The organism is Paenibacillus sp. sgz302148, from assembly GCF_056120465.1.
Genome location: NZ_JBVYOJ010000029.1, coordinates 45,506 through 68,401 on the forward strand (window position 1 = coordinate 45,506; position 22,896 = coordinate 68,401).

The 22,896-nt window shown below is 48.8% G+C and carries 39 protein-coding genes and 1 rRNA gene; 38 read left to right on the forward strand and 2 right to left on the reverse strand.

Annotated elements, in window-relative coordinates; genetic code table 11:
* The first annotated feature begins 4 nt into the window (after positions 1-4).
* The 34 genes from rplB (at position 5) to AC0LWM_RS29700 (ending at position 19,181) form a co-directional block, all read left to right on the forward strand.
* Positions 5-835: a 50S ribosomal protein L2 gene (gene rplB / locus AC0LWM_RS29535; protein ID WP_474678621.1), complete on the forward strand. Its 831-nt coding sequence runs from the start codon at positions 5-7 to the stop codon at positions 833-835.
* 48 nt (positions 836-883) lie between these two features.
* The gene (gene rpsS, locus AC0LWM_RS29540) at positions 884-1,165 is read left to right on the forward strand and encodes a 30S ribosomal protein S19 (RefSeq protein ID WP_474678622.1); all 282 of its coding nucleotides are present in this window, start codon (positions 884-886) and stop codon (positions 1,163-1,165) included.
* 37 nt (positions 1,166-1,202) lie between these two features.
* On the forward strand, positions 1,203-1,535 hold the full coding sequence (gene rplV, locus AC0LWM_RS29545) for a 50S ribosomal protein L22 (RefSeq protein ID WP_474678623.1): 333 nt from the start codon (positions 1,203-1,205) through the stop codon (positions 1,533-1,535).
* A 13-nt stretch (positions 1,536-1,548) separates the two neighbouring features.
* Entirely contained in the window at positions 1,549-2,214 is a 666-nt protein-coding gene (gene rpsC / locus AC0LWM_RS29550) for a 30S ribosomal protein S3 (RefSeq protein ID WP_474678624.1), read from the forward strand.
* 2 nt (positions 2,215-2,216) lie between these two features.
* Positions 2,217-2,651 carry a 50S ribosomal protein L16 gene (gene rplP / locus AC0LWM_RS29555; protein ID WP_474678625.1) on the forward strand — a complete coding sequence of 145 codons (435 nt, stop codon included), beginning with the start codon at positions 2,217-2,219 and terminating at the stop codon, positions 2,649-2,651.
* Positions 2,641-2,838, forward strand: a complete 198-nt coding sequence (gene rpmC / locus AC0LWM_RS29560; protein WP_474678626.1) for a 50S ribosomal protein L29 — start codon at positions 2,641-2,643, stop codon at positions 2,836-2,838. Before rplP ends, rpmC begins: the two co-directional genes overlap by 11 nt.
* A 54-nt stretch (positions 2,839-2,892) precedes the next feature.
* A complete protein-coding gene (gene rpsQ, locus AC0LWM_RS29565; RefSeq protein WP_474678627.1) occupies positions 2,893-3,156 on the forward strand; it encodes a 30S ribosomal protein S17 in 264 nt (87 codons plus the stop codon).
* Positions 3,157-3,196: 40 nt separating this feature from the next.
* Positions 3,197-3,565, forward strand: coding sequence for a 50S ribosomal protein L14 (gene rplN / locus AC0LWM_RS29570; protein ID WP_474678628.1), 369 nt, complete (start codon positions 3,197-3,199; stop codon positions 3,563-3,565).
* Between the two features lie 70 nt (positions 3,566-3,635).
* Positions 3,636-3,989 (forward strand): 50S ribosomal protein L24, encoded by a 354-nt coding sequence (gene rplX / locus AC0LWM_RS29575; RefSeq protein ID WP_474678629.1) that lies wholly within the window; start codon positions 3,636-3,638, stop codon positions 3,987-3,989.
* 31 nt (positions 3,990-4,020) lie between these two features.
* Positions 4,021-4,563, forward strand: a complete 543-nt coding sequence (rplE, locus tag AC0LWM_RS29580) for a 50S ribosomal protein L5 (protein WP_474678630.1) — start codon at positions 4,021-4,023, stop codon at positions 4,561-4,563.
* Between the two features lie 17 nt (positions 4,564-4,580).
* Positions 4,581-4,766, forward strand: coding sequence for a type Z 30S ribosomal protein S14 (locus tag AC0LWM_RS29585; protein ID WP_474678631.1), 186 nt, complete (start codon positions 4,581-4,583; stop codon positions 4,764-4,766).
* A 30-nt stretch (positions 4,767-4,796) separates the two neighbouring features.
* A complete protein-coding gene (rpsH, locus tag AC0LWM_RS29590; protein ID WP_474678632.1) occupies positions 4,797-5,195 on the forward strand; it encodes a 30S ribosomal protein S8 in 399 nt (132 codons plus the stop codon).
* A 30-nt stretch (positions 5,196-5,225) separates the two neighbouring features.
* Positions 5,226-5,768 (forward strand): 50S ribosomal protein L6, encoded by a 543-nt coding sequence (gene rplF, locus AC0LWM_RS29595; protein WP_474678633.1) that lies wholly within the window; start codon positions 5,226-5,228, stop codon positions 5,766-5,768.
* A 63-nt stretch (positions 5,769-5,831) separates the two neighbouring features.
* Positions 5,832-6,200, forward strand: a complete 369-nt coding sequence (rplR, locus tag AC0LWM_RS29600) for a 50S ribosomal protein L18 (RefSeq protein ID WP_474678634.1) — start codon at positions 5,832-5,834, stop codon at positions 6,198-6,200.
* A gap of 24 nt (positions 6,201-6,224) precedes the next feature.
* Complete coding sequence (gene rpsE / locus AC0LWM_RS29605; protein ID WP_474678635.1) at positions 6,225-6,722, forward strand: 30S ribosomal protein S5; 498 nt, start codon at positions 6,225-6,227, stop codon at positions 6,720-6,722.
* Between the two features lie 11 nt (positions 6,723-6,733).
* Positions 6,734-6,919, forward strand: coding sequence for a 50S ribosomal protein L30 (gene rpmD / locus AC0LWM_RS29610; RefSeq protein WP_474678636.1), 186 nt, complete (start codon positions 6,734-6,736; stop codon positions 6,917-6,919).
* A 41-nt stretch (positions 6,920-6,960) separates the two neighbouring features.
* Complete coding sequence (rplO, locus tag AC0LWM_RS29615) at positions 6,961-7,401, forward strand: 50S ribosomal protein L15 (protein ID WP_474678637.1); 441 nt, start codon at positions 6,961-6,963, stop codon at positions 7,399-7,401.
* Positions 7,401-8,705, forward strand: a complete 1,305-nt coding sequence (gene secY, locus AC0LWM_RS29620; protein WP_474678638.1) for a preprotein translocase subunit SecY — start codon at positions 7,401-7,403, stop codon at positions 8,703-8,705. The genes rplO and secY overlap by 1 nt, the downstream gene beginning before the upstream one ends.
* A gap of 106 nt (positions 8,706-8,811) precedes the next feature.
* Positions 8,812-9,462 (forward strand): adenylate kinase, encoded by a 651-nt coding sequence (locus tag AC0LWM_RS29625; RefSeq protein WP_474678639.1) that lies wholly within the window; start codon positions 8,812-8,814, stop codon positions 9,460-9,462.
* Positions 9,462-10,214 (forward strand): type I methionyl aminopeptidase, encoded by a 753-nt coding sequence (gene map, locus AC0LWM_RS29630; RefSeq protein WP_474678640.1) that lies wholly within the window; start codon positions 9,462-9,464, stop codon positions 10,212-10,214. Before AC0LWM_RS29625 ends, map begins: the two co-directional genes overlap by 1 nt.
* Before the next feature lie 19 nt (positions 10,215-10,233).
* The gene (locus AC0LWM_RS29635) at positions 10,234-10,533 is read left to right on the forward strand and encodes a hypothetical protein (protein WP_474678641.1); all 300 of its coding nucleotides are present in this window, start codon (positions 10,234-10,236) and stop codon (positions 10,531-10,533) included.
* A gap of 2 nt (positions 10,534-10,535) precedes the next feature.
* Positions 10,536-10,751, forward strand: coding sequence for a translation initiation factor IF-1 (gene infA / locus AC0LWM_RS29640; RefSeq protein WP_474678642.1), 216 nt, complete (start codon positions 10,536-10,538; stop codon positions 10,749-10,751).
* Between the two features lie 12 nt (positions 10,752-10,763).
* The gene (gene rpmJ / locus AC0LWM_RS29645; protein ID WP_003333770.1) at positions 10,764-10,877 is read left to right on the forward strand and encodes a 50S ribosomal protein L36; all 114 of its coding nucleotides are present in this window, start codon (positions 10,764-10,766) and stop codon (positions 10,875-10,877) included.
* A gap of 17 nt (positions 10,878-10,894) precedes the next feature.
* Positions 10,895-11,263, forward strand: a complete 369-nt coding sequence (gene rpsM, locus AC0LWM_RS29650) for a 30S ribosomal protein S13 (RefSeq protein ID WP_474678643.1) — start codon at positions 10,895-10,897, stop codon at positions 11,261-11,263.
* Between the two features lie 17 nt (positions 11,264-11,280).
* Positions 11,281-11,676: a 30S ribosomal protein S11 gene (gene rpsK / locus AC0LWM_RS29655; RefSeq protein WP_474678644.1), complete on the forward strand. Its 396-nt coding sequence runs from the start codon at positions 11,281-11,283 to the stop codon at positions 11,674-11,676.
* A gap of 145 nt (positions 11,677-11,821) precedes the next feature.
* Positions 11,822-12,766 (forward strand): DNA-directed RNA polymerase subunit alpha, encoded by a 945-nt coding sequence (locus AC0LWM_RS29660; protein WP_474678645.1) that lies wholly within the window; start codon positions 11,822-11,824, stop codon positions 12,764-12,766.
* 42 nt (positions 12,767-12,808) lie between these two features.
* A complete protein-coding gene (rplQ, locus tag AC0LWM_RS29665) occupies positions 12,809-13,174 on the forward strand; it encodes a 50S ribosomal protein L17 (RefSeq protein WP_474678646.1) in 366 nt (121 codons plus the stop codon).
* 93 nt (positions 13,175-13,267) lie between these two features.
* Positions 13,268-14,026, forward strand: a complete 759-nt coding sequence (gene truA, locus AC0LWM_RS29670) for a tRNA pseudouridine(38-40) synthase TruA (protein WP_474678647.1) — start codon at positions 13,268-13,270, stop codon at positions 14,024-14,026.
* Between the two features lie 149 nt (positions 14,027-14,175).
* Positions 14,176-14,613: a 50S ribosomal protein L13 gene (gene rplM, locus AC0LWM_RS29675; protein WP_474678648.1), complete on the forward strand. Its 438-nt coding sequence runs from the start codon at positions 14,176-14,178 to the stop codon at positions 14,611-14,613.
* Between the two features lie 20 nt (positions 14,614-14,633).
* On the forward strand, positions 14,634-15,026 hold the full coding sequence (gene rpsI / locus AC0LWM_RS29680; RefSeq protein ID WP_474678649.1) for a 30S ribosomal protein S9: 393 nt from the start codon (positions 14,634-14,636) through the stop codon (positions 15,024-15,026).
* 236 nt (positions 15,027-15,262) lie between these two features.
* Positions 15,263-15,955 carry a phosphoadenylyl-sulfate reductase gene (locus AC0LWM_RS29685; protein WP_474678650.1) on the forward strand — a complete coding sequence of 231 codons (693 nt, stop codon included), beginning with the start codon at positions 15,263-15,265 and terminating at the stop codon, positions 15,953-15,955.
* Positions 15,956-15,997: 42 nt separating this feature from the next.
* A complete protein-coding gene (gene sat / locus AC0LWM_RS29690) occupies positions 15,998-17,173 on the forward strand; it encodes a sulfate adenylyltransferase (RefSeq protein ID WP_474678651.1) in 1,176 nt (391 codons plus the stop codon).
* 76 nt (positions 17,174-17,249) lie between these two features.
* Positions 17,250-18,002, forward strand: coding sequence for an N-acetylmuramoyl-L-alanine amidase CwlD (cwlD, locus tag AC0LWM_RS29695; protein WP_474678652.1), 753 nt, complete (start codon positions 17,250-17,252; stop codon positions 18,000-18,002).
* A 63-nt stretch (positions 18,003-18,065) separates the two neighbouring features.
* Complete coding sequence (locus AC0LWM_RS29700) at positions 18,066-19,181, forward strand: Mrp/NBP35 family ATP-binding protein (RefSeq protein ID WP_474678653.1); 1,116 nt, start codon at positions 18,066-18,068, stop codon at positions 19,179-19,181.
* A 54-nt stretch (positions 19,182-19,235) separates the two neighbouring features.
* Here AC0LWM_RS29700 and gerD read toward each other — a convergent pair whose 3' ends face one another.
* A complete protein-coding gene (gene gerD / locus AC0LWM_RS29705) occupies positions 19,236-19,862 on the reverse strand; it encodes a spore germination lipoprotein GerD (RefSeq protein WP_474678654.1) in 627 nt (208 codons plus the stop codon).
* A 183-nt stretch (positions 19,863-20,045) separates the two neighbouring features.
* Between gerD and AC0LWM_RS29710 the strand changes: the two genes are divergently transcribed.
* Entirely contained in the window at positions 20,046-20,660 is a 615-nt protein-coding gene (locus tag AC0LWM_RS29710; RefSeq protein ID WP_474678655.1) for a KinB-signaling pathway activation protein, read from the forward strand.
* A gap of 10 nt (positions 20,661-20,670) precedes the next feature.
* On the opposite strand, the gene pdaB is transcribed toward AC0LWM_RS29710, so the two are convergent.
* A complete protein-coding gene (gene pdaB / locus AC0LWM_RS29715) occupies positions 20,671-21,477 on the reverse strand; it encodes a polysaccharide deacetylase family sporulation protein PdaB (RefSeq protein ID WP_474678656.1) in 807 nt (268 codons plus the stop codon).
* 117 nt (positions 21,478-21,594) lie between these two features.
* On the opposite strand from pdaB, the gene AC0LWM_RS29720 reads away from it, so the two are divergent.
* From AC0LWM_RS29720 to AC0LWM_RS29730, 3 genes are all read left to right on the forward strand, one after another.
* Positions 21,595-22,218, forward strand: coding sequence for a stage II sporulation protein M (locus AC0LWM_RS29720; RefSeq protein ID WP_474678657.1), 624 nt, complete (start codon positions 21,595-21,597; stop codon positions 22,216-22,218).
* Positions 22,219-22,337: 119 nt separating this feature from the next.
* Positions 22,338-22,568, forward strand: a complete 231-nt coding sequence (locus tag AC0LWM_RS29725) for a hypothetical protein (protein WP_474678658.1) — start codon at positions 22,338-22,340, stop codon at positions 22,566-22,568.
* Positions 22,569-22,813: 245 nt separating this feature from the next.
* Positions 22,814-22,896, forward strand: a 16S ribosomal RNA gene (locus tag AC0LWM_RS29730); the annotation flags it as partial.

Genomic DNA, 22,896 nt, shown 5'->3' on the forward strand with positions numbered 1-22,896 from the left:
CAACGTGCCAATTAAAAAGTACAAACCGACGTCGCCTTCGAGACGTAATATGTCCGTTTCGACGTTTGAGGAAATTACGACAAGCACTCCCGAGAAATCGTTGCTCGCGCCGCTTAGCAAAAAAGCAGGACGCAACAACATGGGTAAAATTACGGTTCGTCATCAAGGCGGCGGACACAAGCGTAAATACCGGATCATCGATTTCAAACGGACGAAGGACGGCATTCCAGGCCGCGTTGCTACGATTGAATACGATCCGAACCGTACTTCGAATATCGCATTGATTCAATATGCAGATGGTGAGAAGCGGTACATTCTTGCTCCGAAAGGCCTGAAAGTCGGAGACGAAGTCATGTCCGGACCTACTGCGGACATCAAAACAGGTAACGCACTGGCGATGGAGAATATTCCAGTCGGTACAGTTATCCACAACATCGAGCTGAAACCAGGTAAAGGTGGACAACTTGTTCGCGCAGCCGGTACGGAAGCTCAATTGCTTGGTAAAGAAGAAGAGTACGTGACCGTTCGCCTGACTTCCGGTGAAGTTCGCCGCATCCTTAAAGTTTGCCGCGCGACAATCGGATCCGTTGGTAACGAAGATCATGAGCTCGTCAGCATCGGTAAAGCCGGACGTTCCCGTTGGCTCGGCAAGCGCCCTACAGTGCGCGGGGTTGTTATGAACCCGGTTGACCATCCACACGGTGGTGGTGAAGGCCGCGCTCCAATCGGACGCAAATCGCCAATGTCCCCATGGGGCAAGCCGACGCTTGGTTACAAAACGCGTAAGAAAAGTAAAGCTTCCAATAAATATATCGTTCGTGGTCGCACGAAATAAGGTAAGAAGCGCTTAGACGATTCATGATTGACGAAGGGAGGATCACACATGGGACGCAGTCTTAAAAAAGGACCGTTCGTAGACGGTTATTTGCTGAAGAAAGTGGAAGACCTCAATACAGCGAGCAAAAAGGTAGTTATCAAAACCTGGTCGCGCCGTTCCACCATTTTCCCGCAGTTTATCGGCCATACGTTTGCTGTTTATGATGGACGCAAACATGTACCGGTATACGTGACTGAGGATATGGTAGGACATAAGCTTGGCGAATTCGCGCCAACTCGTACGTACAAAGGACATACGGACGACGACAAGAAAACGGGCAGACGCTAATATAGTTACTTGATATGTTCGAGAGGAGGGTATTACGGTGCAAGCTAAAGCGAGTGCGAATTATGTTCGGATTGCTCCTCGAAAAGTGAGACTGGTTATTGACCTGATTCGTGGGAAAAAGGTTGGCGACGCGATCGCGATTTTGCGTCATACGCCAAGATCGGCTTCCCCGGTTCTGGAAAAGTTGCTTACTTCCGCAATTGCGAATGCAGAGAATAACTTTTCGTTGGATGCTAACAATTTGGTCATCAGTGAAGCTTTCGTAAACCAAGGACCGATGCTGAAACGCTTCCGTCCACGTGCGCAAGGGAGCGCAAAACCGATTCAAAAGAAAACAAGCCACATTACATTAGTGGTATCCGAGAAATAAGGAGGGAAAACGTATGGGCCAAAAGGTAAATCCAGTCGGACTACGAGTCGGAATTATTCGTGATTGGGAATCGAGATGGTTCGCGGGTAAAGATTTCGGCGACTTGCTGCTGGAAGACGTAAAAATCCGTGAGTATTTGAAAAATAAGCTGAAAGATTCGGCTGTTTCTCATATTGAAATCGAACGTGCCGCTAACCGCGTGAACGTGACGATCCATACGGCGAAGCCGGGTATGGTTATCGGTAAAGGCGGTTCTGAGGTTGAAGTGATTCGCAATGAAATTGCTAAGATCACTAAAGGCAAAAAGGTTCATATCAACATTTCGGAGATCAAATCCCCGGATATCGATGCGATCCTGGTTGCAGAAAGCATTGCACAGCAATTGGAACGCCGCGTTTCTTTCCGTCGCGCGCTGAAGCAAGCGATTCAAAGAACGATGCGTGCAGGAGCAAAAGGAATCAAAACTTCGGTCAGCGGACGTCTGGGCGGCGCGGAAATCGCACGTACGGAAGGCTACAGCGAAGGTACGGTTCCGCTTCACACATTGCGTGCGGATATTGATTACGGCACGGCGGAAGCTCATACGACATACGGACGTATCGGTGTGAAAGTATGGATTTATCGTGGAGAGGTTCTTCCGACGGTTAAGAAGAAAAATGCCCCGGAAGGAGGTAACTAAACATGTTATTGCCTAAACGCGTCAAACACCGCAAAGAACAACGCGGTAACATGAAAGGTCGTGCAAAAGGCGGCGCTGAAGTCGCATTTGGCGAATACGGTCTGCAAGCCGTTGAACCGGCTTGGATTACAAACCGTCAAATCGAAGCTGCCCGTATCGCGATGACACGTTACATTAAACGTGGCGGTAAAGTATGGATCAAAATTTTCCCTTCCAAGCCAATTACCCAAAAGCCGCTTGAAGTACGGATGGGTAGCGGTAAAGGTAACGTGGAAAAATGGGTCGCTGTCGTTAAACCAGGAAAAATCCTGTTTGAACTTGCCGGAGTTTCCGAGGAGATCGCACGCGAAGCGATGCGTCTCGCATCTCACAAGCTTCCGATCAAAACGAAGTTTGTGAAACGTGAAGAATTGGGTGGTGAAGCAAATGAAGGGTAGTGAATTTCGCAACCTGACCACTGCTGAGATTGAGCACAAAATCAACGGTTTTAAAGAAGAACTCTTTAATCTCCGTTTCCAACTGGCTACAGGCCAGCTTGATAACCCGACTCGCATTCGCGACGTACGCAAGGACATCGCTCGCGCGAAAACCGTTTTGCGTGAAAGAGAACTTGGGATCAGCTAATTGACGATATTTGATATCGATCGAAATGGACTGTAACAGAGAGGAGGTCATCTCATGAGCGAACGCAACTCGCGCAGAACTCAAATTGGCAAAGTGGTCAGCGACAAAATGGACAAAACGATCGTTGTTGCTGTAGAAACCTACAAAAAACATGATCTGTACCATAAGCGTATTAAATATACGAAGAAATTCAAAGCGCACGACGAAAACAACCAAGCAAAGATTGGCGACACGGTGAAGATCATGGAAACTCGCCCATTGTCGAAAGACAAAAGCTGGAGATTGGTTGAAATCGTCGAAGTAGCGGTTGTTATTTAAGCAAGCAGAATAGATGCTTTTTCGGAAGGAGGAGACTTGAATGATTCAACCATTTACACGCCTTAACGTAGGTGACAATTCCGGTGCTAAAGAGTTGATGTGCATTCGCGTACTTGGCGGAACGGGACGTCGTGTCGGCCATATCGGCGATTTGATCATCTGCTCCGTTAAATCCGCAACACCAGGCGGCGTTGTCAAAAAAGGCGACGTAGTCAAAGCGGTTATCGTTCGTACGAAGCGCGCTGTTCGCCGTAAAGACGGTTCTTACATCGCATTTGACGAAAACGCAGCGGTTATCGTTAAAGAAGATAAGAGCCCACGCGGAACTCGTATCTTCGGACCAGTAGCACGTGAGCTTCGCGATAAAGACTTCATGAAGATCATCTCCCTGGCTCCTGAAGTAATCTAATCTTCACCCCAGGAAGTGACTTATGCGAAAAAGCTTGTCCGGACGGCAAGCATGCAGGAGGTGTTAACGAATGCCAAGATTGAAAAAAGTGCTTGAATCGCACAACAATAAATTGCACGTGAAGAAAGACGATACGGTTATCGTCATCACAGGCAAGGACAAAGGCAAGAAAGGCCGCATTATCGCAGCATACCCGCGCCAAAACCGCGTTCTCGTGGAAAGCGTGAATATGGTGAAGAAACATGCGAAGCCATCGCAACAAAATCCGCAAGGCGGCATTATCGAGCAGGAGGCGCCAATTCACGTGTCCAACGTGATGCTGGTTGATCCGAAGAGCGGCAAACCGACTCGTATCGGTTACAAAGTGCTCGATAACGGCAAAAAAGTTCGTGTTGCTAAACGATCCGGTGAAGTAATCGACTAATCGAGATTGGTGGAAAGGAGGTCCATAATTCATGGCTGCAAGAATGAAAGATCGTTATTTAAACGAAATTACCCCTGCTTTAATGCAGAAGTTTAATTATACAACGGTAATGCAAGTTCCGAAGATCGAGAAAGTTGTTATCAACATGGGGGTAGGCGAAGCCGTACAAAACTCCAAAGTGCTTGATACAGCTGTAGAAGATATGCGTATCATTTCCGGTCAAAAACCGGTCATTACTCGTTCGAAGAAGTCCATCGCAGGCTTTAAGCTTCGTGAAAATATGCCAATCGGCGTAAAAGTAACGCTTCGCGGCGACCGGATGTACTACTTCTTGGACAAACTGTTCAACGTTGCGCTTCCACGGGTTCGCGATTTCCGCGGCGTGTCGACGAAGGCATTTGACGGACGCGGTAACTACACGCTCGGACTGAAAGAACAGCTGATCTTCCCTGAAATCGAGTATGACAAAGTGGATAAAGTTCGCGGTATGGACATCGTTATCGTAACGACAGCGAAAACCGACGAAGAGTCCCGCGAGTTGCTCGTTCAATTGGGAATGCCGTTCACCAAATAATTCAGGAGGTGTGAGTAGTGGCAAAAACTTCGATGATTGTGAAGCAGCAGCGTAAACCGAAGTTCAAAGTGCGTGCTTATACGCGCTGCGAGCGCTGCGGCCGTCCGCATTCCGTTTTGCAAAAGTTCAAAATTTGCAGAATTTGTTTCCGCGAATTAGCATACAAAGGCCAGATTCCTGGTGTTAAAAAAGCAAGCTGGTAATTACCCTGATACGGGAAGGAGGTACGCAATATGGTTATGTCAGATCCGATCGCAGATATGCTGACGCGCATTCGCAACGCGAATATCGTTCGTCACGAAACGGTTGAAATGCCTGCATCGAAAATCAAAAAGCAAATTGCTGAGATTTTGAAGCGCGAAGGTTTCATCCGCGACGCTGAATATATCGAGGATAACAAGCAAGGCATTATCCGCATCTTCCTGAAATACGGCCCGAACAACGAGCGCGTTATTTCCGGATTGAAAAGAATCAGCAAACCTGGCCTTCGCGTGTATACGCAAAGCAACGAAATTCCGCGCGTACTGGGCGGACTTGGAATTGCTATCGTCTCCACGTCCAAAGGCGTTATGACTGATAAAGAAGCTCGCCAGTCCAAAGCGGGCGGCGAAGTTGTCTGCTACGTTTGGTAATTTGACTGCATTACGAATGGAGGTGTAACAATGTCTCGTATTGGTCGCAAACCGATCCAAGTACCGAGTGGCGTCAACGTATCTCTTGAAGGTACGCTGATCACCGTTAAAGGTCCTAAAGGTTCGCTTAGCCGCGAACTTCATAAAGATATGAAAGTTAGCATCGAAGAGAATGTCATCACGATCGAACGTCCTTCCGAAAACAAACTGCACCGTTCCCTGCACGGAACGACTCGCAGCGTCGTAGCCAACATGGTGAGCGGCGTTACCGAAGGATTCAGCAAATCGCTTGAGCTTGTAGGCGTAGGTTACCGCGCTAACAAAACCGGCGAGAAAGTGGTTCTGAACGTAGGCTACTCCCATCCGGTCGAAATCGTTCCGGAGAAGGGCATCGAGTTCGAAGTTCCTGCCAACACGAAAATTATCGTGAAAGGCATCGACAAAGAACTGGTCGGCGCAACTGCAGCAAAAATCCGCTCCGTACGCGAGCCTGAGCCGTATAAAGGCAAAGGGATCAAGTATGAAGGCGAGCGCATCCTTCGCAAAGAAGGTAAAGTCGGTAAGAAGAAATAATCTAGCCTGCACGTATAAAGCGGCCTCGGCTGCGTAACGCTGAATGGAAGGAGTGAAATCAGCATGATTTCTAAAGGCGATAAAAACAAAGCTCGTTTGAAAAGACACCTTCGTGTTCGTAAGAAAATCAACGGTACGACGGAGCGCCCTCGGTTGAGCGTATTCCGTTCTGCGAAACATATGTATGCGCAAATCATCGACGATTCGAAAGGCGTAACGATTGCAGCAGCTTCGACGCTGGAGAAAGAATTTCTCGGCAGCGAAGAAAACGGCGGCAACGTAGAAGCAGCTCGTAAAGTCGGCGAAGCGATTGCGAAACGCGCGAAAGAAAAAGGAATCGAAAAGATCGTATTCGATCGCGGCGGATATTTGTACCACGGCAGAATCCAAGCGCTGGCCGACGCGGCTCGCGAAGCAGGGCTTGAATTCTAATTACTGAATAAGGAGGTTAACGACTTGCGTGTAGATCCGAACACTTTAGAACTGACAGAAAAAGTTGTCAATATCAATCGCGTAGCTAAAGTTGTTAAAGGCGGACGCCGTTTCAGCTTTAGCGCGCTAGTGGTCGTCGGCGACGGCAAGGGTTGGGTCGGAGCCGGTATCGGCAAAGCTTCCGAGGTGCCTGAAGCAATCCGCAAAGGCATCGAAGATGCGAAGAAAAACTTAATCCATGTGCCACTCGTCGGAACGACGATCCCGCATCTAGTTACAGGACATTTCGGTGCAGGCCGCGTATTGCTTAAGCCAGCATCGGAAGGTACAGGAGTTATTGCCGGCGGACCGGTTCGTGCCGTACTCGAACTGGCTGGCGTTGGCGATATCTTGACGAAATCGTTAGGTTCTTCGAACTCCATGAACATGGTAAACGCAACACTCGAAGGATTATCCCGCTTGAAGCGCGCGGAAGACGTAGCGAAACTGCGCGGTAAAACGGTAGAAGAGCTTTTAGGTTAGGAGGGGAAACGATGGCTAAATTACAAATTACCCTCGTGCGCAGCTTGATTGGCCGCCCGGAAACGCAACGTTCGACGGTGCAGGCACTCGGATTGCGCAAGTTGAACCAATCGGTAGTTCACAACGATAACCCAGCGATTCGCGGAATGGTGAATCAAGTGGGCCACTTGTTGAAAGTTACGGAAGTTCAAGGTTAATCGTGATATATTGCAAGCAATAAGTTGAAGGAGGTGCAACGATGAAATTGCATGAACTGACTCCAGCCCCAGGCTCCCGTCACACTCGTAAACGGATCGGCCGCGGTATCGGTAGCGGTACTGGTAAAACAGCAGGTAAAGGTCACAAAGGTCAAAAGGCTCGTTCCGGCGGCGGCGTACGTCCTGGCTTCGAGGGCGGGCAAAACCCGTTGTATCGCCGAGTGCCTAAACGCGGATTTAACAATCCGTTCCGCCAAGAGTATGTTGTCGTTAACGTGGAGCAATTAAATCAATTTGCTGCCGGAACTGAAATTACGCCGGAACTGCTTCTTGAGTCCGGAATTCTGTCCAGTGCGAAAGACAGCATAAAGATCCTAGGCAACGGCGAATTGACTGTTCAACTGACAGTCAAAGCGAACAAGTTCTCTCAATCTGCGGTAAATAAAATTCAGGCTGCCGGTGGTAAAACCGAGGTGATCTAATGTTGAAAACCATATCGAATATATGGAAAGTCGAAGACCTTAGAAAGCGAATCCTGTTTACCCTGTTTATCCTGATTGTGTATCGTCTTGGCTCTTTCATTCCGGTGCCCAACATTGACACATCGGTATTTCAGCAAATTGAAGAACAGCAAAACAACGTGTTCGGCTTGTTAAATACGTTCACGGGTGGCGCACTGTTCCAATTCTCCATCTTCGCGATGGGAATTATGCCGTATATCACCGCTTCGATTATCGTTCAGCTTCTCTCGATGGACGTCATCCCGAAATTCGCTCAATGGGCGAAAGAGGGTGAAGTCGGTCGGAGAAAGCTGGGGCAATTTACCCGTTACGGAACGATTATTCTTGGCTTGATTCAAGCATATGGTACAGCAATTGGCTTTAACCGGATGTATAACTTTAAGATGGTTTTGGATTCCGGATTTACGACCTATTTGATGATCGCAATCGTGTTGACGGCGGGTACCGCGTTCTTGATGTGGCTTGGCGAGCAGATTACGGAATACGGAATCGGCAACGGCATATCCATCATCATCTTCGCAGGGATCGTCGCGGGTATTCCGAAACACCTCAAAGATATATACCAATCCCAGTTTGTCGACGGTAGCGGACAAATCTTCTTGAACAGCGCGAAGCTGCTGCTCATCCTGATTGTCGTCATCGCGATTATCGTGGGTGTTATCTTTATTCAGCAAGGGATTCGCAAAATTCCGGTGCAATACGCAAAACGTGTTGTAGGACGGAAAATGTATGGCGGTCAAAACACGCACATTCCATTGAAGGTGAATGCGGCAGGGGTTATCCCGGTCATCTTCGCGATGTCGCTCGTGATGTTCCCGTACACGATTGCTCAATTCTGGACCGGACATCCGGTTGCGGATTGGGTAATGCGTAACTTCAACTACACGACTGGCGCACTCGGTATGGTTCTGTACGTCTTGTTTATTATCGGATTTACCTATTTTTACACGTTCGTGCAAATCAATCCGGTGCAAATGGCGGATCAGATGAAAAAGAACGGCGGTTACATTCCGGGTATTCGCCCAGGGAAAACAACGGCAACCTACTTGACACGCGTTATGACGCGGATCACGTTGTCCGGAGCTCTTTTCTTGGCTGCGATCTCGGTGCTCCCGATCTTCTTCGGATCGCTCGCCGGTTTGCCGGATGGAGTGAAAGTTGGCGGCACCTCGCTCTTGATCGTGATCGGCGTTGCGCTTGACACGATGAAGCAGATCGAAACGCAACTGATCAAACGCCATTACAAAGGGTTTATCAATAAATAAACGGCATGACCCGAGATTGCCGTTCGCCGAAAAAGCGTAGGTTCCGATAGCATTCCAATCGTTGAATGCGTCGGCACCTATTGTGCTGTTGAAGGAGAGGATATCGATGAACATTATTTTCATGGGTCCTCCGGGTGCAGGTAAAGGAACACAAGCTGAACGTATCGTTAACGAATTTTCAATTCCACACATTTCGACTGGAGACGCCTTTCGCTTAGCTATGAAGCAAGGCACTCCGCTCGGTGTGAAAGCGAAAGAGTTTGTCGATAAAGGCTTGCTCGTTCCTGATGATGTCACAATCGGGATCGTCAGAGAACGATTGCAGCAACCGGATTGCGAAAATGGATTTTTGCTCGACGGATTCCCGCGGACGATTTCCCAAGCGGAAGCGCTGGACGAAATCCTTCATTCGATGAGCCGGAAGATTGACCATGTCATCAACCTGACAGTTGACCGTACGAAGCTGCTTGCGCGTCTGACCGGACGCCGGGTTTGCAGATCTTGCGGCGCGACCTATCATGTACTGTTTAACCCGCCAGCGCAAGAGGGCGTGTGCGACAAATGCTCCGGCGAGCTGTACCAACGTTCCGACGATACGGAAGAAAAAGTCGGTACGCGGCTCGATGAATATTTTAACAAAACGGCTCCATTGCTCTCGTATTACGAAAACAAAGCGTTGCTTCGTCAAGTGGATGGAGAGCAGGAAATCGATACGGTTACCGAGGTTATAGGTTCGCTGCTGAAAGGGCAGGCGTAATGATCATTTGTAAGTCCGACGTTGAGTTAGGCTACATGCGGGAAGCAGGGCGGATCGTCGCCGAGACGCACCGGCTGATGGCTGAAGCGATTCAACCGGGAATGACGACGCTGGAATTGGATCGGATCGCCGAAACGTTCATTCGCGGTCAAGGCGCCATACCCTCTTTTAAAGGCTACAACCATTTTCCTGCCAGCATCTGTGCTTCGGTCAACGAAGAGTTGGTACATGGCATACCGAATCACCGTAAATTAAACGACGGCGACATCATCAGCATCGATATCGGCGCCCAGTATAACGGGTTCCACGGCGATTCGGCTTGGACCTATCCGGTCGGGACGATATCGGACTCCGCGCGCAAGCTGCTGGAGGTTACCGAAAAGTCGCTGTACGCCGGCATCGAGCTTGTGAAACCGAATGTTCGCTTATTTACAATCTCGCACGCCATTGGGCGATGCATCGAAGACGAAGGCTTATCGGTCATTCGCGAATATGTGGGGCACGGCATCGGGGCCGATTTGCACGAAGAACCGCAAATTCCGAATTACGGTATTCCGGACCGCGGCCCGCGCCTTAAGCCGGGCATGGTGTTGGCGATCGAGCCGATGGTTGCGCTCGGGGAACGTTACGTCGAAACGCTAACCGACAATTGGACCGTCGTCACCGTCGATAAATCATGGTGCGCGCACTTTGAGCATACTGTGGCCGTTACAGCGGACGGATACGAGATCCTGACAAGAACCGGAACGTAGGTGAAGAAGCGTGGAGCGAATGGGCAAACCACAACTCGGACAAATCGTGATGGCCTTGCGCGGAAGGGATTCCGAGAAATACGCTGTGATCGTGGACATTATCGACGATCGGTTTGTGCGAATTGCCGATGGAAACAAACGCAAATTCGACCAGCCGAAGAAGAAAAACATCGCGCATCTGGAACTCATGCCTGAGATCAGCAGCGAGGTTGTAGACAGTTTAAGGGAAACCGGACGTGTGACGAATGGCAAATTGCGTTACGCCATAACGAAATTTGTGCAGCGGGCACTGACGGATGCCGATACGAAAGGAGATTGACGGTGGCCAAAGAAGATGTCATTGAAGTCGAAGGTACGGTAGTCGAACCTTTGCCGAATGCAATGTTCAAAGTTGAACTGGAGAACGGTCATCAAATTCTTGCCCACGTGTCCGGGAAATTGCGGATGCACTTTATCCGAATCCTGACCGGAGACAAAGTGGTTGTACAGTTATCGCCGTACGATTTGACAAGAGGGCGTATAACGTATCGAAAATAGGAGGTAATTCACATGAAGGTTAGACCCTCGGTCAAACCGATTTGCGAGAAATGCAAAGTCATTCGCCGCAAAGGTAACGTGATGGTAATCTGTGAAAATCCGAAGCATAAACAAAAACAAGGTTAAGAAAGGGGTGCAGCTGAATGGCTCGTATAGCTGGTGTTGACTTGCCTCGTGACAAACGTGTCGAGATTGCGCTGACATACATTTTCGGAATCGGCAAAACGACTTCCCAGAAAATCCTGGCCACTACCGGAATCAACGCGGATACTCGCGTTCGCGATTTGACGGAAGACGAAGTTAGCAAACTTCGCGAAGTCATCGATAAATCCGTTAAAGTGGAAGGCGATCTTCGTCGTGAGATTTCGCTAAACATTAAACGTCTGATCGAGATCGGTTGCTACCGTGGTGTTCGTCACCGTCGCGGCCTGCCGGTTCGCGGACAACGTACGAAGACAAATGCGCGTACGCGTAAAGGTCCTCGCCGTACTGTAGCAAACAAAAAGAAATAAGAAGAGGTGATTAAGGAATGGCTAAAGCGAAAAAGGTTGTTCGTACGAAACGTCGCGACCGGAAAAATATTGAGTCTGGCGTAGCGCACATCCGCTCTACGTTCAACAATACGATCGTTACGATTACGGACCCGCACGGAAACGCAATTTCTTGGGCCAGCGCCGGAAACCTCGGATTCAAAGGTTCCCGTAAGAGCACGCCGTATGCAGCGCAAATGGCTGCGGAATCCGCCGCAAAAGCTGCGATGGAGCATGGCTTGAAAACAGTTGAAGTGATGGTTAAAGGCCCAGGCGCCGGCCGCGAAGCAGCGATTCGTTCTCTGCAAGCAGCAGGTCTTGAAGTCAACCTGATTAAAGACGTAACACCGGTTCCTCACAACGGTTGCCGTCCGCCGAAACGTCGCCGCGTGTAATTTCATGACGTCTGTATGTGGTATAAATATTTGCAACTTGTGAATAATGGTTGTGAAGGATAGGCATACTACATGATTTCACGTAAAGGTTACATTTTCTCTTTGCAAGTCAAAGAGCGCGACGTTGTGAAGGAGGGTTATTGTAGTGATTGAGATCGAAAAGCCGAAAATAGAAACCGTAAGCATCAACGAAGACGGAACATATGGCCGATTCGTCGTAGAACCGCTTGAACGCGGCTACGGTACAACGCTCGGAAACTCGCTGCGCCGCATCTTGCTTTCTTCCTTGCCTGGCGCTGCAGTCACCTCGGTGCAAATCGACGGCGTACTGCATGAGTTTTCCACGGTACCTGGCGTGATCGAAGATGTTACGGAAATTATTTTGAACCTCAAGAAGCTATCGCTGCGCATTCATTCCGACGAAGAGAAAGTGTTGGAGATTGACGCGGAAGGCGACGGTAATATTACGGCCGGAGATATTCGCGCCGATAGCGACGTTGAGATTTTGAATCCGGATCTTCATATCGCTACGCTTTCTGCCGGCGCTCGTCTGCACATGCGTATTCATGCAAACCGCGGCCGCGGTTACGTGCAAGCAGATAAGAACAAGAGAGAAGATCAACCGATCGGCGTAATTCCGATTGATTCGATTTACACACCGATCACCCGAGTTAACTACACTGTGGACAATACCCGTGTCGGACAAGTGACCAACTATGACAAACTAGCCCTCGAAGTTTGGACAGATGGCAGCATCCGGCCGGAAGAAGCAGTGAGCCTCGGAGCGAAAATTTTGACCGAGCATCTGATGCTGTTCGTCGGTTTGACCGATGAGGCGAAAGACGCGGAAATTATGGTCGAAAAAGAAGAAGACAAAAAAGAGAAAGTTCTCGAGATGACGATCGAAGAGCTTGATCTTTCCGTTCGTTCTTACAACTGTCTGAAACGCGCAGGCATCAATACGGTTCAAGAGCTGATCACGAAAACCGAAGAGGATATGATGAAAGTCCGCAACTTGGGACGTAAATCCCTCGAGGAAGTACAAGAGAAGCTGGAAGAGCTCGGACTTGGACTTCGCGTAGAAGATTAATTTATCGAAACAGATAAGATCCTGCAGAAGGAGGGGAAATTCATGGCATACCAAAAATTAGGTCGCGATTCGAGCGCGCGTAAAGCGTTGTTCCGCGATATGGTTACCGATTTATTCATCTATGAACGCATCCAAACGACTGAAGCGAAGGCGAAAGAAGTTCGTTCGATCGCCGAGAAGCTGATCACGCTGGCAAAACGTGGTGATCTGCATGCTCGTCGCCAAGTGGCTGCTTTCGTTCGTCGCGAGCAAGTCACCGAAGATCAAGATGCGATTCAAAAGCTGTTCTCGGAACTGGCACCTCGTTACTCGGAGCGTCCAGGCGGATACACGCGCATTCTGAAGCTGGGTCCTCGTCGAGGAGACTCCGCTCCAATGGTTTACTTGGAATTGGTGGATCGCGCTTAAGACTTAAACTTCTTTGAAAGGGCTCCGTAAGGAGCTTTTCTTTTTGAATAGAAGAAAGTATAAGGTGTACGATTCGATGTGCGGAGGAAAAGCATGCGGAATTTATGTATGACCGTCAGCTACGTGGGAACGGCGTACAACGGTTTTCAAACCCAACCGGGACTCGAGACGGTGCAGAAGCATATCGAGGATGCGATCATGCACCTGACCGGGGAAGAAACGAAAATCATCGCCTCGGGGCGGACAGACGCAGGCGTACATGCCATGGGTCAAGTATTCAACTTTACGACTGCATCTGCCATTCCGATCAGGCGATGGTGTCTGGCGCTCAATACGAGATTGCCCAAAGATATCGTCGTGTGGAAAGCGATCGAGGTTCCGCTTGATTTTCACTCGCGCAGATCGGCCAAACGTAAGACGTACCGCTATACGATCAACAACAATCGTTTTCCCGATGTGTTTCAGCGGCATACCCAGTTTCATCATCCCACTCCGCTTGATGTGGAGGCCATGCGCAATGGCCTTTCTTATCTAGTCGGAGAGCATGATTTTACTTCGTTTACGTCACGTCACTCGACGAAGCAATCGCATGTTCGTACAGTGTACGAAGCAACATTGGAAATCGAACAGCCAGGCGTCATACACATCGATATTACCGGCAACGGTTTTTTATACAACATGGTACGGATCATCGTAGGGACCTTAGTTTGGGTAGGCGAAGGCAAGCTCAAGAGCGAGCAGATGGCGAATATTTTGGCTGCGCAGGATCGCTCTTTTGCCGGTCCGACGGCCGTTGCTCACGGACTTACGTTATGTGAAGTATTTTATGAAGGAATAGAGAATGGATATTGATTATTGCCCGGCAATGTAGTAAAATAATGTTTGTGTTTCTTAATGGCTCTCCCACAGCCCCAAAATTAAGAGATTACACAACGTTAACAATAAATGATGAATTTTAATGGACATCGGAATAGATGAACCTTGTATTGGGAGGATTAACGATGCGTACCACATATATGGCTAATGCAAGTAATACGGAGCATAAGTGGTTGTTGATCGACGCTGCCGGCAAAACGCTGGGCCGTCTTGCAAGCGAAGCGGCTAGCCTGATTCGCGGCAAACACAAACCACAATTTACGCCTCATGTTGACACTGGTGATTTCGTCATCATTATCAACGCGGACAAGATCGTCCTGACAGGCAAAAAACTTCAAAACAAAATGTACTACCGTCACTCCGGCTACATGGGCGGATTGAAAACGACTAGCGCCCAAGAAATGCTGAACAAAAAACCTGAGCGCATGATCGAACTTGCCGTACACGGTATGCTTCCTAAGAATCGTCTGGGCGACAGCCTGAAGACGAAACTGAAAGTATATGCCGGCTCCGAGCATCCGCACCAAGCACAACAACCTGAAGTTTACGAACTTCGAGGATAATCGAAAGGGAGGTCTGTTTCATGGCACAAGTTCAATACTATGGGACGGGTCGTCGTAAACACTCGGTAGCGCGTGTGCGCCTTGTACCGGGTGAAGGACGAATCTTGATCAATAAACGCGACATTAACGAATACTTCGGTTTGGAAACGTTGAAGCTGATCGTTAAGCAACCGCTCAACATGACCGATACGTTGACTAAATATGACGTGCTTGTTATTACGCATGGCGGAGGCATGTCCGGCCAAGCGGGTGCAATTCGTCACGGCATCAGCCGCGCGCTGCTCAAAGCGGATCCTGAATTCCGTCCGTCTTTGAAAAAAGCAGGATTTTTAACGCGTGACCCACGCATGAAAGAACGTAAAAAATACGGCTTAAAAGCTGCTCGTCGCGCTCCGCAATTCTCGAAGCGTTAATCAGCTTACCGAAGAACCTTTTCTGTTTCTTGCAAACAGGAAAGGTTCTTTTTTTTGCACTTGGCGGAACTTAGGTAAATCAACACACGCATTGGGCTTTTTTTGAATACGAATAAAAGGTACGCGATTTTTCTGAAAACCATTGACAATGAGATCGGAAAACATATAATAAAGACAATGGTTTTAATTCATATTTGAATACTTGGAATTAAATAAACGGGGAGGTTTAATCCAAAATGAATTTATTTGAAAAGGAAGCACTCATCAAACAAGCAGCTGAACAGTTTGAGAATGAATCCGCCGAAACGGTCGTGAAATGGGCAGTCGAAACATTCCCGAACATTACGTTCGCCTGCAGCTTTGGCGCAGAAGATGTGGTGCTCGTCGATATTTTGCAGAAGGTAAGCCCGAAAACCGACATTTTTTACTTGGACACCGACTTTCATTTTCAAGAAACGTATGAAACCCGCGATCGTTTAATCGAAAAATATGGCATGAGCTTCGTAGAAGTGAAGCCGCATTTGACCCCGGCGGAACAAGCCGCGCAATACGGCGAAGAATTGTGGAAAAGCAATCCGAATGAGTGCTGCAATATCCGTAAAGTACAGCCATTAACGAATATTTTATCCAAGTACGACGCCTGGATTACCGGAATTCGCCGGGATCAAGCACCGACCCGGGCCAATGCGAAGAAAGTGGAATATGACGTGAAGTTTGGTCTAGTCAAATTTAATCCGCTCGCAAGCTGGACTTCCGAAGATGTGTGGAACTATATTCGCGAGAACGACGTGATTTATAATCCGCTCCATGACCGCAATTATCCAAGCATCGGGTGCGAGCATTGTACGCGTCCGGTCATGCCGGGTGAAGATCCGCGCGCAGGGCGCTGGTCGGGTAATGACAAGACGGAGTGCGGGTTGCATAAATAAATGGTATCATGAGATCCATAGACATTGGAGAGGGGTAATCGCGTGAGTACGATCAAACCGCATGGCGGCACACTTATCAATCGCGTCGCTACTGGCGAAGAGCGTGAGCAATTATTGAAGCAAGCCGGGCAATTCAAGCAGATCCAAGTGAACAAATGGACGATTTCCGATCTTGACCTGATCGGAGTCGGTGCATTTTCCCCGCTAACCGGATTTTTAAACGAAGCCGATTACCGTTCGGTTGTTGACAACATTCGTCTTGCGGACGGTACGGTGTGGAGTATTCCGATTACGTTGGCAGTGGAAGACGCTACCGCGGCGGTTTTGAGCATCGGCGAGCAAGCTGCGCTTGTCGGTGAAGACGACCAAGTCATTTATGGGACAATTCGGGTCGAAAGCATTTATCAGGTCGATCAGAAATACGAAGCCGTGAAAGTGTATAAGACCGACGATATCGAACATCCAGGTGTGCAGAAGCTGCTGTCCCGTCCTTCAACATATGTCGGAGGGTCCATAACCGTGCTGAATCGTCCGAAACCCGATAAATTCGAAGAGTTTTATTTCGATCCGGCGCAGACCCGTCAGATCTTCTCGGACAAAGGATGGCGTACGGTCGTTGGATTCCAGACGCGCAATCCGGTCCATCGCGCACACGAATATATTCAGAAGAGCGCCATGGAAATCGTCGATGCGCTGTTCTTGAATCCGCTTGTCGGGGAGACGAAATCGGACGATATTTCCGCCGATGTGCGGATGAAGAGCTATCTTGTCCTGCTCGAGAACTATTATCCGAAGGATCGCGTATTCTTGGGCGTATTCCCGGCGGCTATGCGGTATGCAGGACCGCGTGAAGCGATTTTCCACGCGATGGTGCGCAAAAACTACGGCTGCACCCATTTCATCGTAGGACGCGACCACGCGGGCGTAGGCGATTATTACGGCACGTACGAAGCGCAAGAAATCTTCCGCAACTTTACGGCCGAAGAACTCGGCATTACGCCGTTATTCTTCGAGCATAGCTTCTTTTGCACGAAATGCGGCAACATGGCCTCGAGCAAAACTTGCCCGCATGACAAATCCGAGCATATGCATTTATCCGGCACCAAAGTAAGGGGGCTGCTGCGCGACGGCGTATGCCCGCCGGCTGAATTTACCCGTCCGGAAGTCGCGCAAGTGCTCATCGAAGGCATGGCCGAGCATTTCGTCGCCAAATCCTAATCGAATATAGGTATAAACATCCACCCTGTCCCATAAGATGATAAAGAATCTATATGGACAAGAGGTGGATTTTTTCATGCGTGTACGCAGAAGGTTGATTGTATGGCTGAATGCCCGCGGCGCGTTGAAGCTCATGGCAGCGGTCCTGCTTGTTTGCTCCGTCGTCGCTGTGTTCGCGTATGAGATGCCGACGACTACGACATGGAGCTTCTGGACGCTGCCTTTATCCGGGAAGACGATCGCCATCGACGCAGGGCACGGCGGTGCGGACGGCGGTGCTTCCAGTAAGGAAGGCTTGATCGAGAAGGACATCAATCTGGCTATCGCGCTTCATTTGCGCGATTATTTGCAGCAAGCCGGGGCTCTTGTCATCATGACGCGTGAGACCGATACCGATTTGGCGGATGCCGCGACGAAAGGGCTCAGCAAGCGGAAGACGGAGGATCTGAAGCGCCGGGTTGAATTCGTCAACTCGCATCATCCCGATGTGCTGATCAGCATTCATATGAATAGCATCCCATCGACCCGCTGGGCAGGCGCACAAACGTTCTACTACCCTCGAAATCCCGACAGCAAAACATTGGCTACGTTTATTCAGAACGAAATAAAACGTAATCTTGCCAACACGGAACGTGTAGTGCTTACGGTAGATAAAGTGTATTTGTTGAAAGAAGCATTGCCTCCAAGCGCCCTGGTGGAGGTCGGTTTCTTGTCGAATCCGAGCGAGGCGCGGCAGCTGGCGGACGAGACGTACCAGAAGAAGGTGGCCGCTTCGATGTATAAGGGCATCCTGCGTTACGTATCAGGCGAAAAACTTGGTTCACCGTAAAACTATGCTATAATGAACAAGGAACATGTACATACCATTTCAAACATATAGAGGTGAAAACCGATGGTTTCGAAGGAACAACTGCTGGAATCATTGCGCTTTCTCATCGACGGCGAGTTTCATCGCAGCTTCGTTGAGTTGAACTTCATCCGCGATATCATGGTGAAGGAAGGCCAAGCCTCGTTGACCGTTGTATTAACGCCGGAGAGCGAACGGACCAAAGAAGGCATTCAGCGGGAGATTGTAGAGGCGCTTCAGAAGGTAGGTATCCCGGATCCGCATATCCGTTTCCGCCCGATCTCGGAGGTCGAGCTGAACGATCTGAAACGCAAAGCTTCGAGTGCGGGCGCCGAGCCGCCTAAAGAGGCTCAAGGGCCGATTGGACACGCCAAAGCCGTAGCTTCCGCTCAACTGCTTGGCAAAGACTCTAATGTCTGCTTTATTGCCGTCGCAAGCGGCAAAGGGGGAGTCGGCAAATCGACCGTAACCGTGAACCTAGCCGTTGCTCTTGCGCGTCAAGGCAAGAAGGTAGGCGTGATCGATGCCGATATTTATGGCTTTAGCGTGCCCGATATGATGGGCATTGAGGAACGTCCGGAAGTGAACGACGAACGAATTACGCCGATCGAACGATTTGGCGTTAAAGTGATGTCTATGGGGTTTTTCGTTGAAGATAACGCTCCGGTCATATGGCGCGGCCCGATGCTCGGCAAAATGCTGCGCAACTTCTTTAACGAAGTGAACTGGGGAGAGCTCGACTATATGCTGCTCGATCTGCCGCCGGGAACCGGCGACGTCGCGCTGGACGTTCACCAGATGATTCCGCAGAGCAATGAAATAATCGTGACGACGCCGCATGCGACGGCTTCCTTCGTTGCGGCCCGGGCCGGGGCGATGGCCGTGCGGACCAATCATGACATTCTCGGCGTCATCGAGAATATGTCCTATTATGAATGCGGCAGCTGCGGCAACAAAGATTACATCTTCGGTCGCGGCGGCGGAGCGAAGCTGGCCGAGACGCTGCACACCGAGATGCTGGCCCAGATTCCGCTGGGCGCCCCGGATAATTTGCCGACAGAGCCGGATTATTCGCCTTCCGTCTATAGTGCGGACAGTGCGACTGGCCGCATCTATCTGGATGTCGCCGAACGGATTATCGCCATAACGGAAAAAGGCTAGTCGCTTCACGCGACAGCCTTTTTTTAATTTCAGGCTTATATGCATACGCAAAATTTATTTACTGCTTCCGCCACCACCGCCGCTGCTTCCCCCGGCGCCTTTGCCTTTACCTTTGCCTTTTCCTTTTCCCTTGCCTTCACCTTCAGCTTCCGGCTTTGGTTTCAACTGTTCTTCAACGACTTTATCCAACAGCTTCATCATTTTTACCTTGAACAGGGGATTATCCATCGATTCCTGCATGACCATCATTGTTTGCTTCCGAAATTGGGAACTTTTCATGACGTCCAGAATCATTTTATCGAATTCGGATGTTTTTATAATTTCGCCGACCGCTTTTTGATAATCCGGGTCCTTGATCAAATCTTTATGCAGCTGTTTGTTTTCCTTGCTGATCGCTTTGGCGAAATCTCCGGAAAACTTAGGATCGGTCATGATTTTTTCCATTTGCTTATGAAAATCCGGAGCGGTAAGTACGTCCTTTACCGTCATTTTTAATTGGGTATCGTCTTTCAACATCTTCATTTGCATTGCGGGGCCGCTACTGCTCGCTTGTGCTTCCTGCAATGCTTTTTTGCCTTCCTCACTTTGGAGGATATCGACAACCATCGATTTCATTTCCTTATAGCTCGGCTGACCGCCGCCGGAAGATTGGCCGCCGGTACAACCGGATAAAAGCAACAAAGCACCGCATCCCATAATCCATAATTTTGTTGATTTCCGCATCGGTCATCATTTGCTCCCTTCCTAAGCGGTGATGCTGTTATTATGCCGAAGGAGCAAGCGGTTTATGACGCGGGATATTGGCTTTTTGTTGTGAACGTTGGTAAAATAAACGGGGAATATACGCACCAGGAGGAGAAGGTTTTGAACTTAAAACGTTGGTTCTTTTTATTTTGGACTACGCTGTTAATCGGGGCGGTCGGCGCTGTGGCGACGGGAATGGGGTTGCTGCTTAACGATCAGAAAGTGGATATTTTGGGATTGTCCGAGGTTGGTTTTAACGTTTTTTCGATGTCGCTTGTCGGCATGACAATCAGCATTATTAGTCAAATGGGCTTTTTTGCATATTTGACCGTCAATTATTTCGCGAACGGATTTTTCCGCCGCAAATCAACATGGAACTTTGTGCAGTTGTTTGCGATCCTTGTCGCTTTGTTCGAATTAGGCTTTTTGCGTTATTTGAGGGCCGGGACGGAGCAGTGGCTTCCTTATTACGACGTCTCGGTCGTTCTTCTGCTAGTATCGCTTGCGGTTGCATATTGGAAGTCTAAGATGACGAATAAATCGGCGTTTATCCCGACGTTGTTTTTCATGACGACGCTCACGACGCTGGAAGCCGTTCCGGCGCTGCAGCAGAACAATAATACAACCATCTTGTTTATGATGCTGCCTTTGTTTATTTGCAATGCATACCAAATTTTGATGCTGCACCGGCTTGTCAAAAGCAGAAGAGAGCCTTCCGCCGCAGTGGCGAAATAGCTCTCGAAAGTTATAGCCCGTACCCTGCGGCCTCCAGATTTTGATAAAACGTCGTCTTGTCTTCGACCTGTTTTTCGTTTAAGTCCGTTTGCTTAAGCAATTGACTGACCGTAACGAACTCGTAGCCTTCGGCACGGAGCTTATCGATGATAACCGGAAGCGCCTCGTGCGTTTGCCTTACGGAATCGCTTGCGTGCAGCAGTACGATATCGCCCGCATGAGCTTTGGTCACGACACGGTTCACGATGTCCTCCGCGCCGAGATTTTTCCAATCAAGGGAATCCGTATCCCATTGAATGACGGTATAATTCAACTCGTTTGCGATGCGCAGAACGCGTTTGTCGAAATCCCCGTTTGGCATGCGGATCAAGTTCGGCTGTTTGCCGGTTACCTCGGATAAGATAGAGTGGGCCGTCGTGATTTGCTTGCGAATTTCCTCATCGCTGAATTTGCTGTAATTGTCGTGCTTATATCCATGGCTGCCAATTTCAAAACCGCTGTCCACAATTTTTTTGACGAGATCCGGATGGCTTTTGCTCCAAGGAGCGGATAAGAAGAATGTAACATTTTTGATATTCTTCTCTTTAAGAATGTTCAAAATCGGTTCGGTTCGTTTTTCTCCCCAGCTGATGTCGAATGTCAGGGCGATTTGTTTCTTCTCTGTCGGTACGCTGTAGACGGCGGAAGGTCCGTTATACGAGAATACGGAAATATTGTCTCTTTCCACATAAACGACCCCTACCGCAAATAAGACGGCAACTGCGATGAAGAAATATTGCTTCATTTTTTTTCCGTTGAGCACATAAAAAAAGTTCATGTTCACCAGGCGCTCCTCTCTTAACTTTCCATAGGCTTGTTTACTTTCAATGTATGCTCGTACAACTGAGATATTCTTCCGATTTTCGCTTGATGCCAAATTTTTTAGGAGGCTCCCATGTTCAACAAACGGGCAATTCTTCAGCATTTCTATGAAATGCGGCACTACATCGGTGTGACATTCGTGCTTTTCTTCGCAGGTATCGTGGTAGGCGGATCTTCAAATCCGATCAGCTTATTCCTGGACAATCAGTTGAGAGGAATAAGCAACATTTCTCAGCAGCTGAGCACTCAGGACAACCCTCAGCTTTATTTTTTGATCTTCATCTTCTTGAATAATGCCATTAAATCGATTTTCGTCATGTTTTTGGGCGGTGCGTTCGGGTTTATTCCGGTTGTGTTTATCGTATTTAACGGGATGATAATCGGGCGGCTGTTTTTTATCAGTTCTGCGAATGGGGCGAATATAGCTGAATTGATTGTTAAAGGGATATTGCCGCACGGAATTATTGAGATCCCGATGATCATCCTCGCTTGCGCCTACGGAATCCGTTTCGGCGCACTCATTGTGCAAACGATCATTCGTTCCATCCGTCCGTCGCGTCAAGAGGCGTTTGCGAAAGAACGTGCTCTAGAGAGTTATTTGCGTTTCTCGGTTCCGATGATGGTTATCGTTGTCGCAGGCCTATTGATAGCGGCGATTATCGAGAGTACGTTTACTTTCTGGTTAATGAGAGGTTAATATTTTTGATCTGCAAGATCATAAAAATGGGAAAATCTGAGCATAACAGTAACGCAATACAAAACGGCGACAAAAAATCCGATTTTGTTGAACCAGGTTGCCAAGGAGGACGTTATCGTATGCTAGGGATTTTATTCAATGATCGGGAATGCAGGGAGCTTGATTACGTGCTTCGCAAAGAGCTTGACGAAATGCTGCTTGATTTGAGCGACTCCAGACTTGAAGGTGAAATCAAAAACGCGATCTCCAACCGGTACAAAATCATTTTCCGGATGTATGCCCGCTTTGCAACGCCCAAAGAGCTGTCCAAATACGCTAGAAACGCTAAATCTACACGCCAGAAAAATTGATGCTTGACATGTATAGCCGGTCCATGATACATTATTCCTCGCCCCTAATAAGGCAAATACGAATTGGACGCGAAGACAAAAGTCGATAGCGAAAAAAAAGTACTTGCAAAACGATGGGCGAAGTGATATAGTATAAGAGTCGCCGCTGAGACGCGGTGATGCAAGAAAGAAACGAATTGTTCTTTGAAAACTGAACAACGAGCGAATAAGCCAAAGTTTTAAATTGAGCACAAATCAGCTTTTCTTTAATGGAGAGTTTGATCCTGGCTCAGGACGAACGCTGGCGGCGTGCCTAATACATGCAAGTCGAGCGGAGTTATTCCTTCGG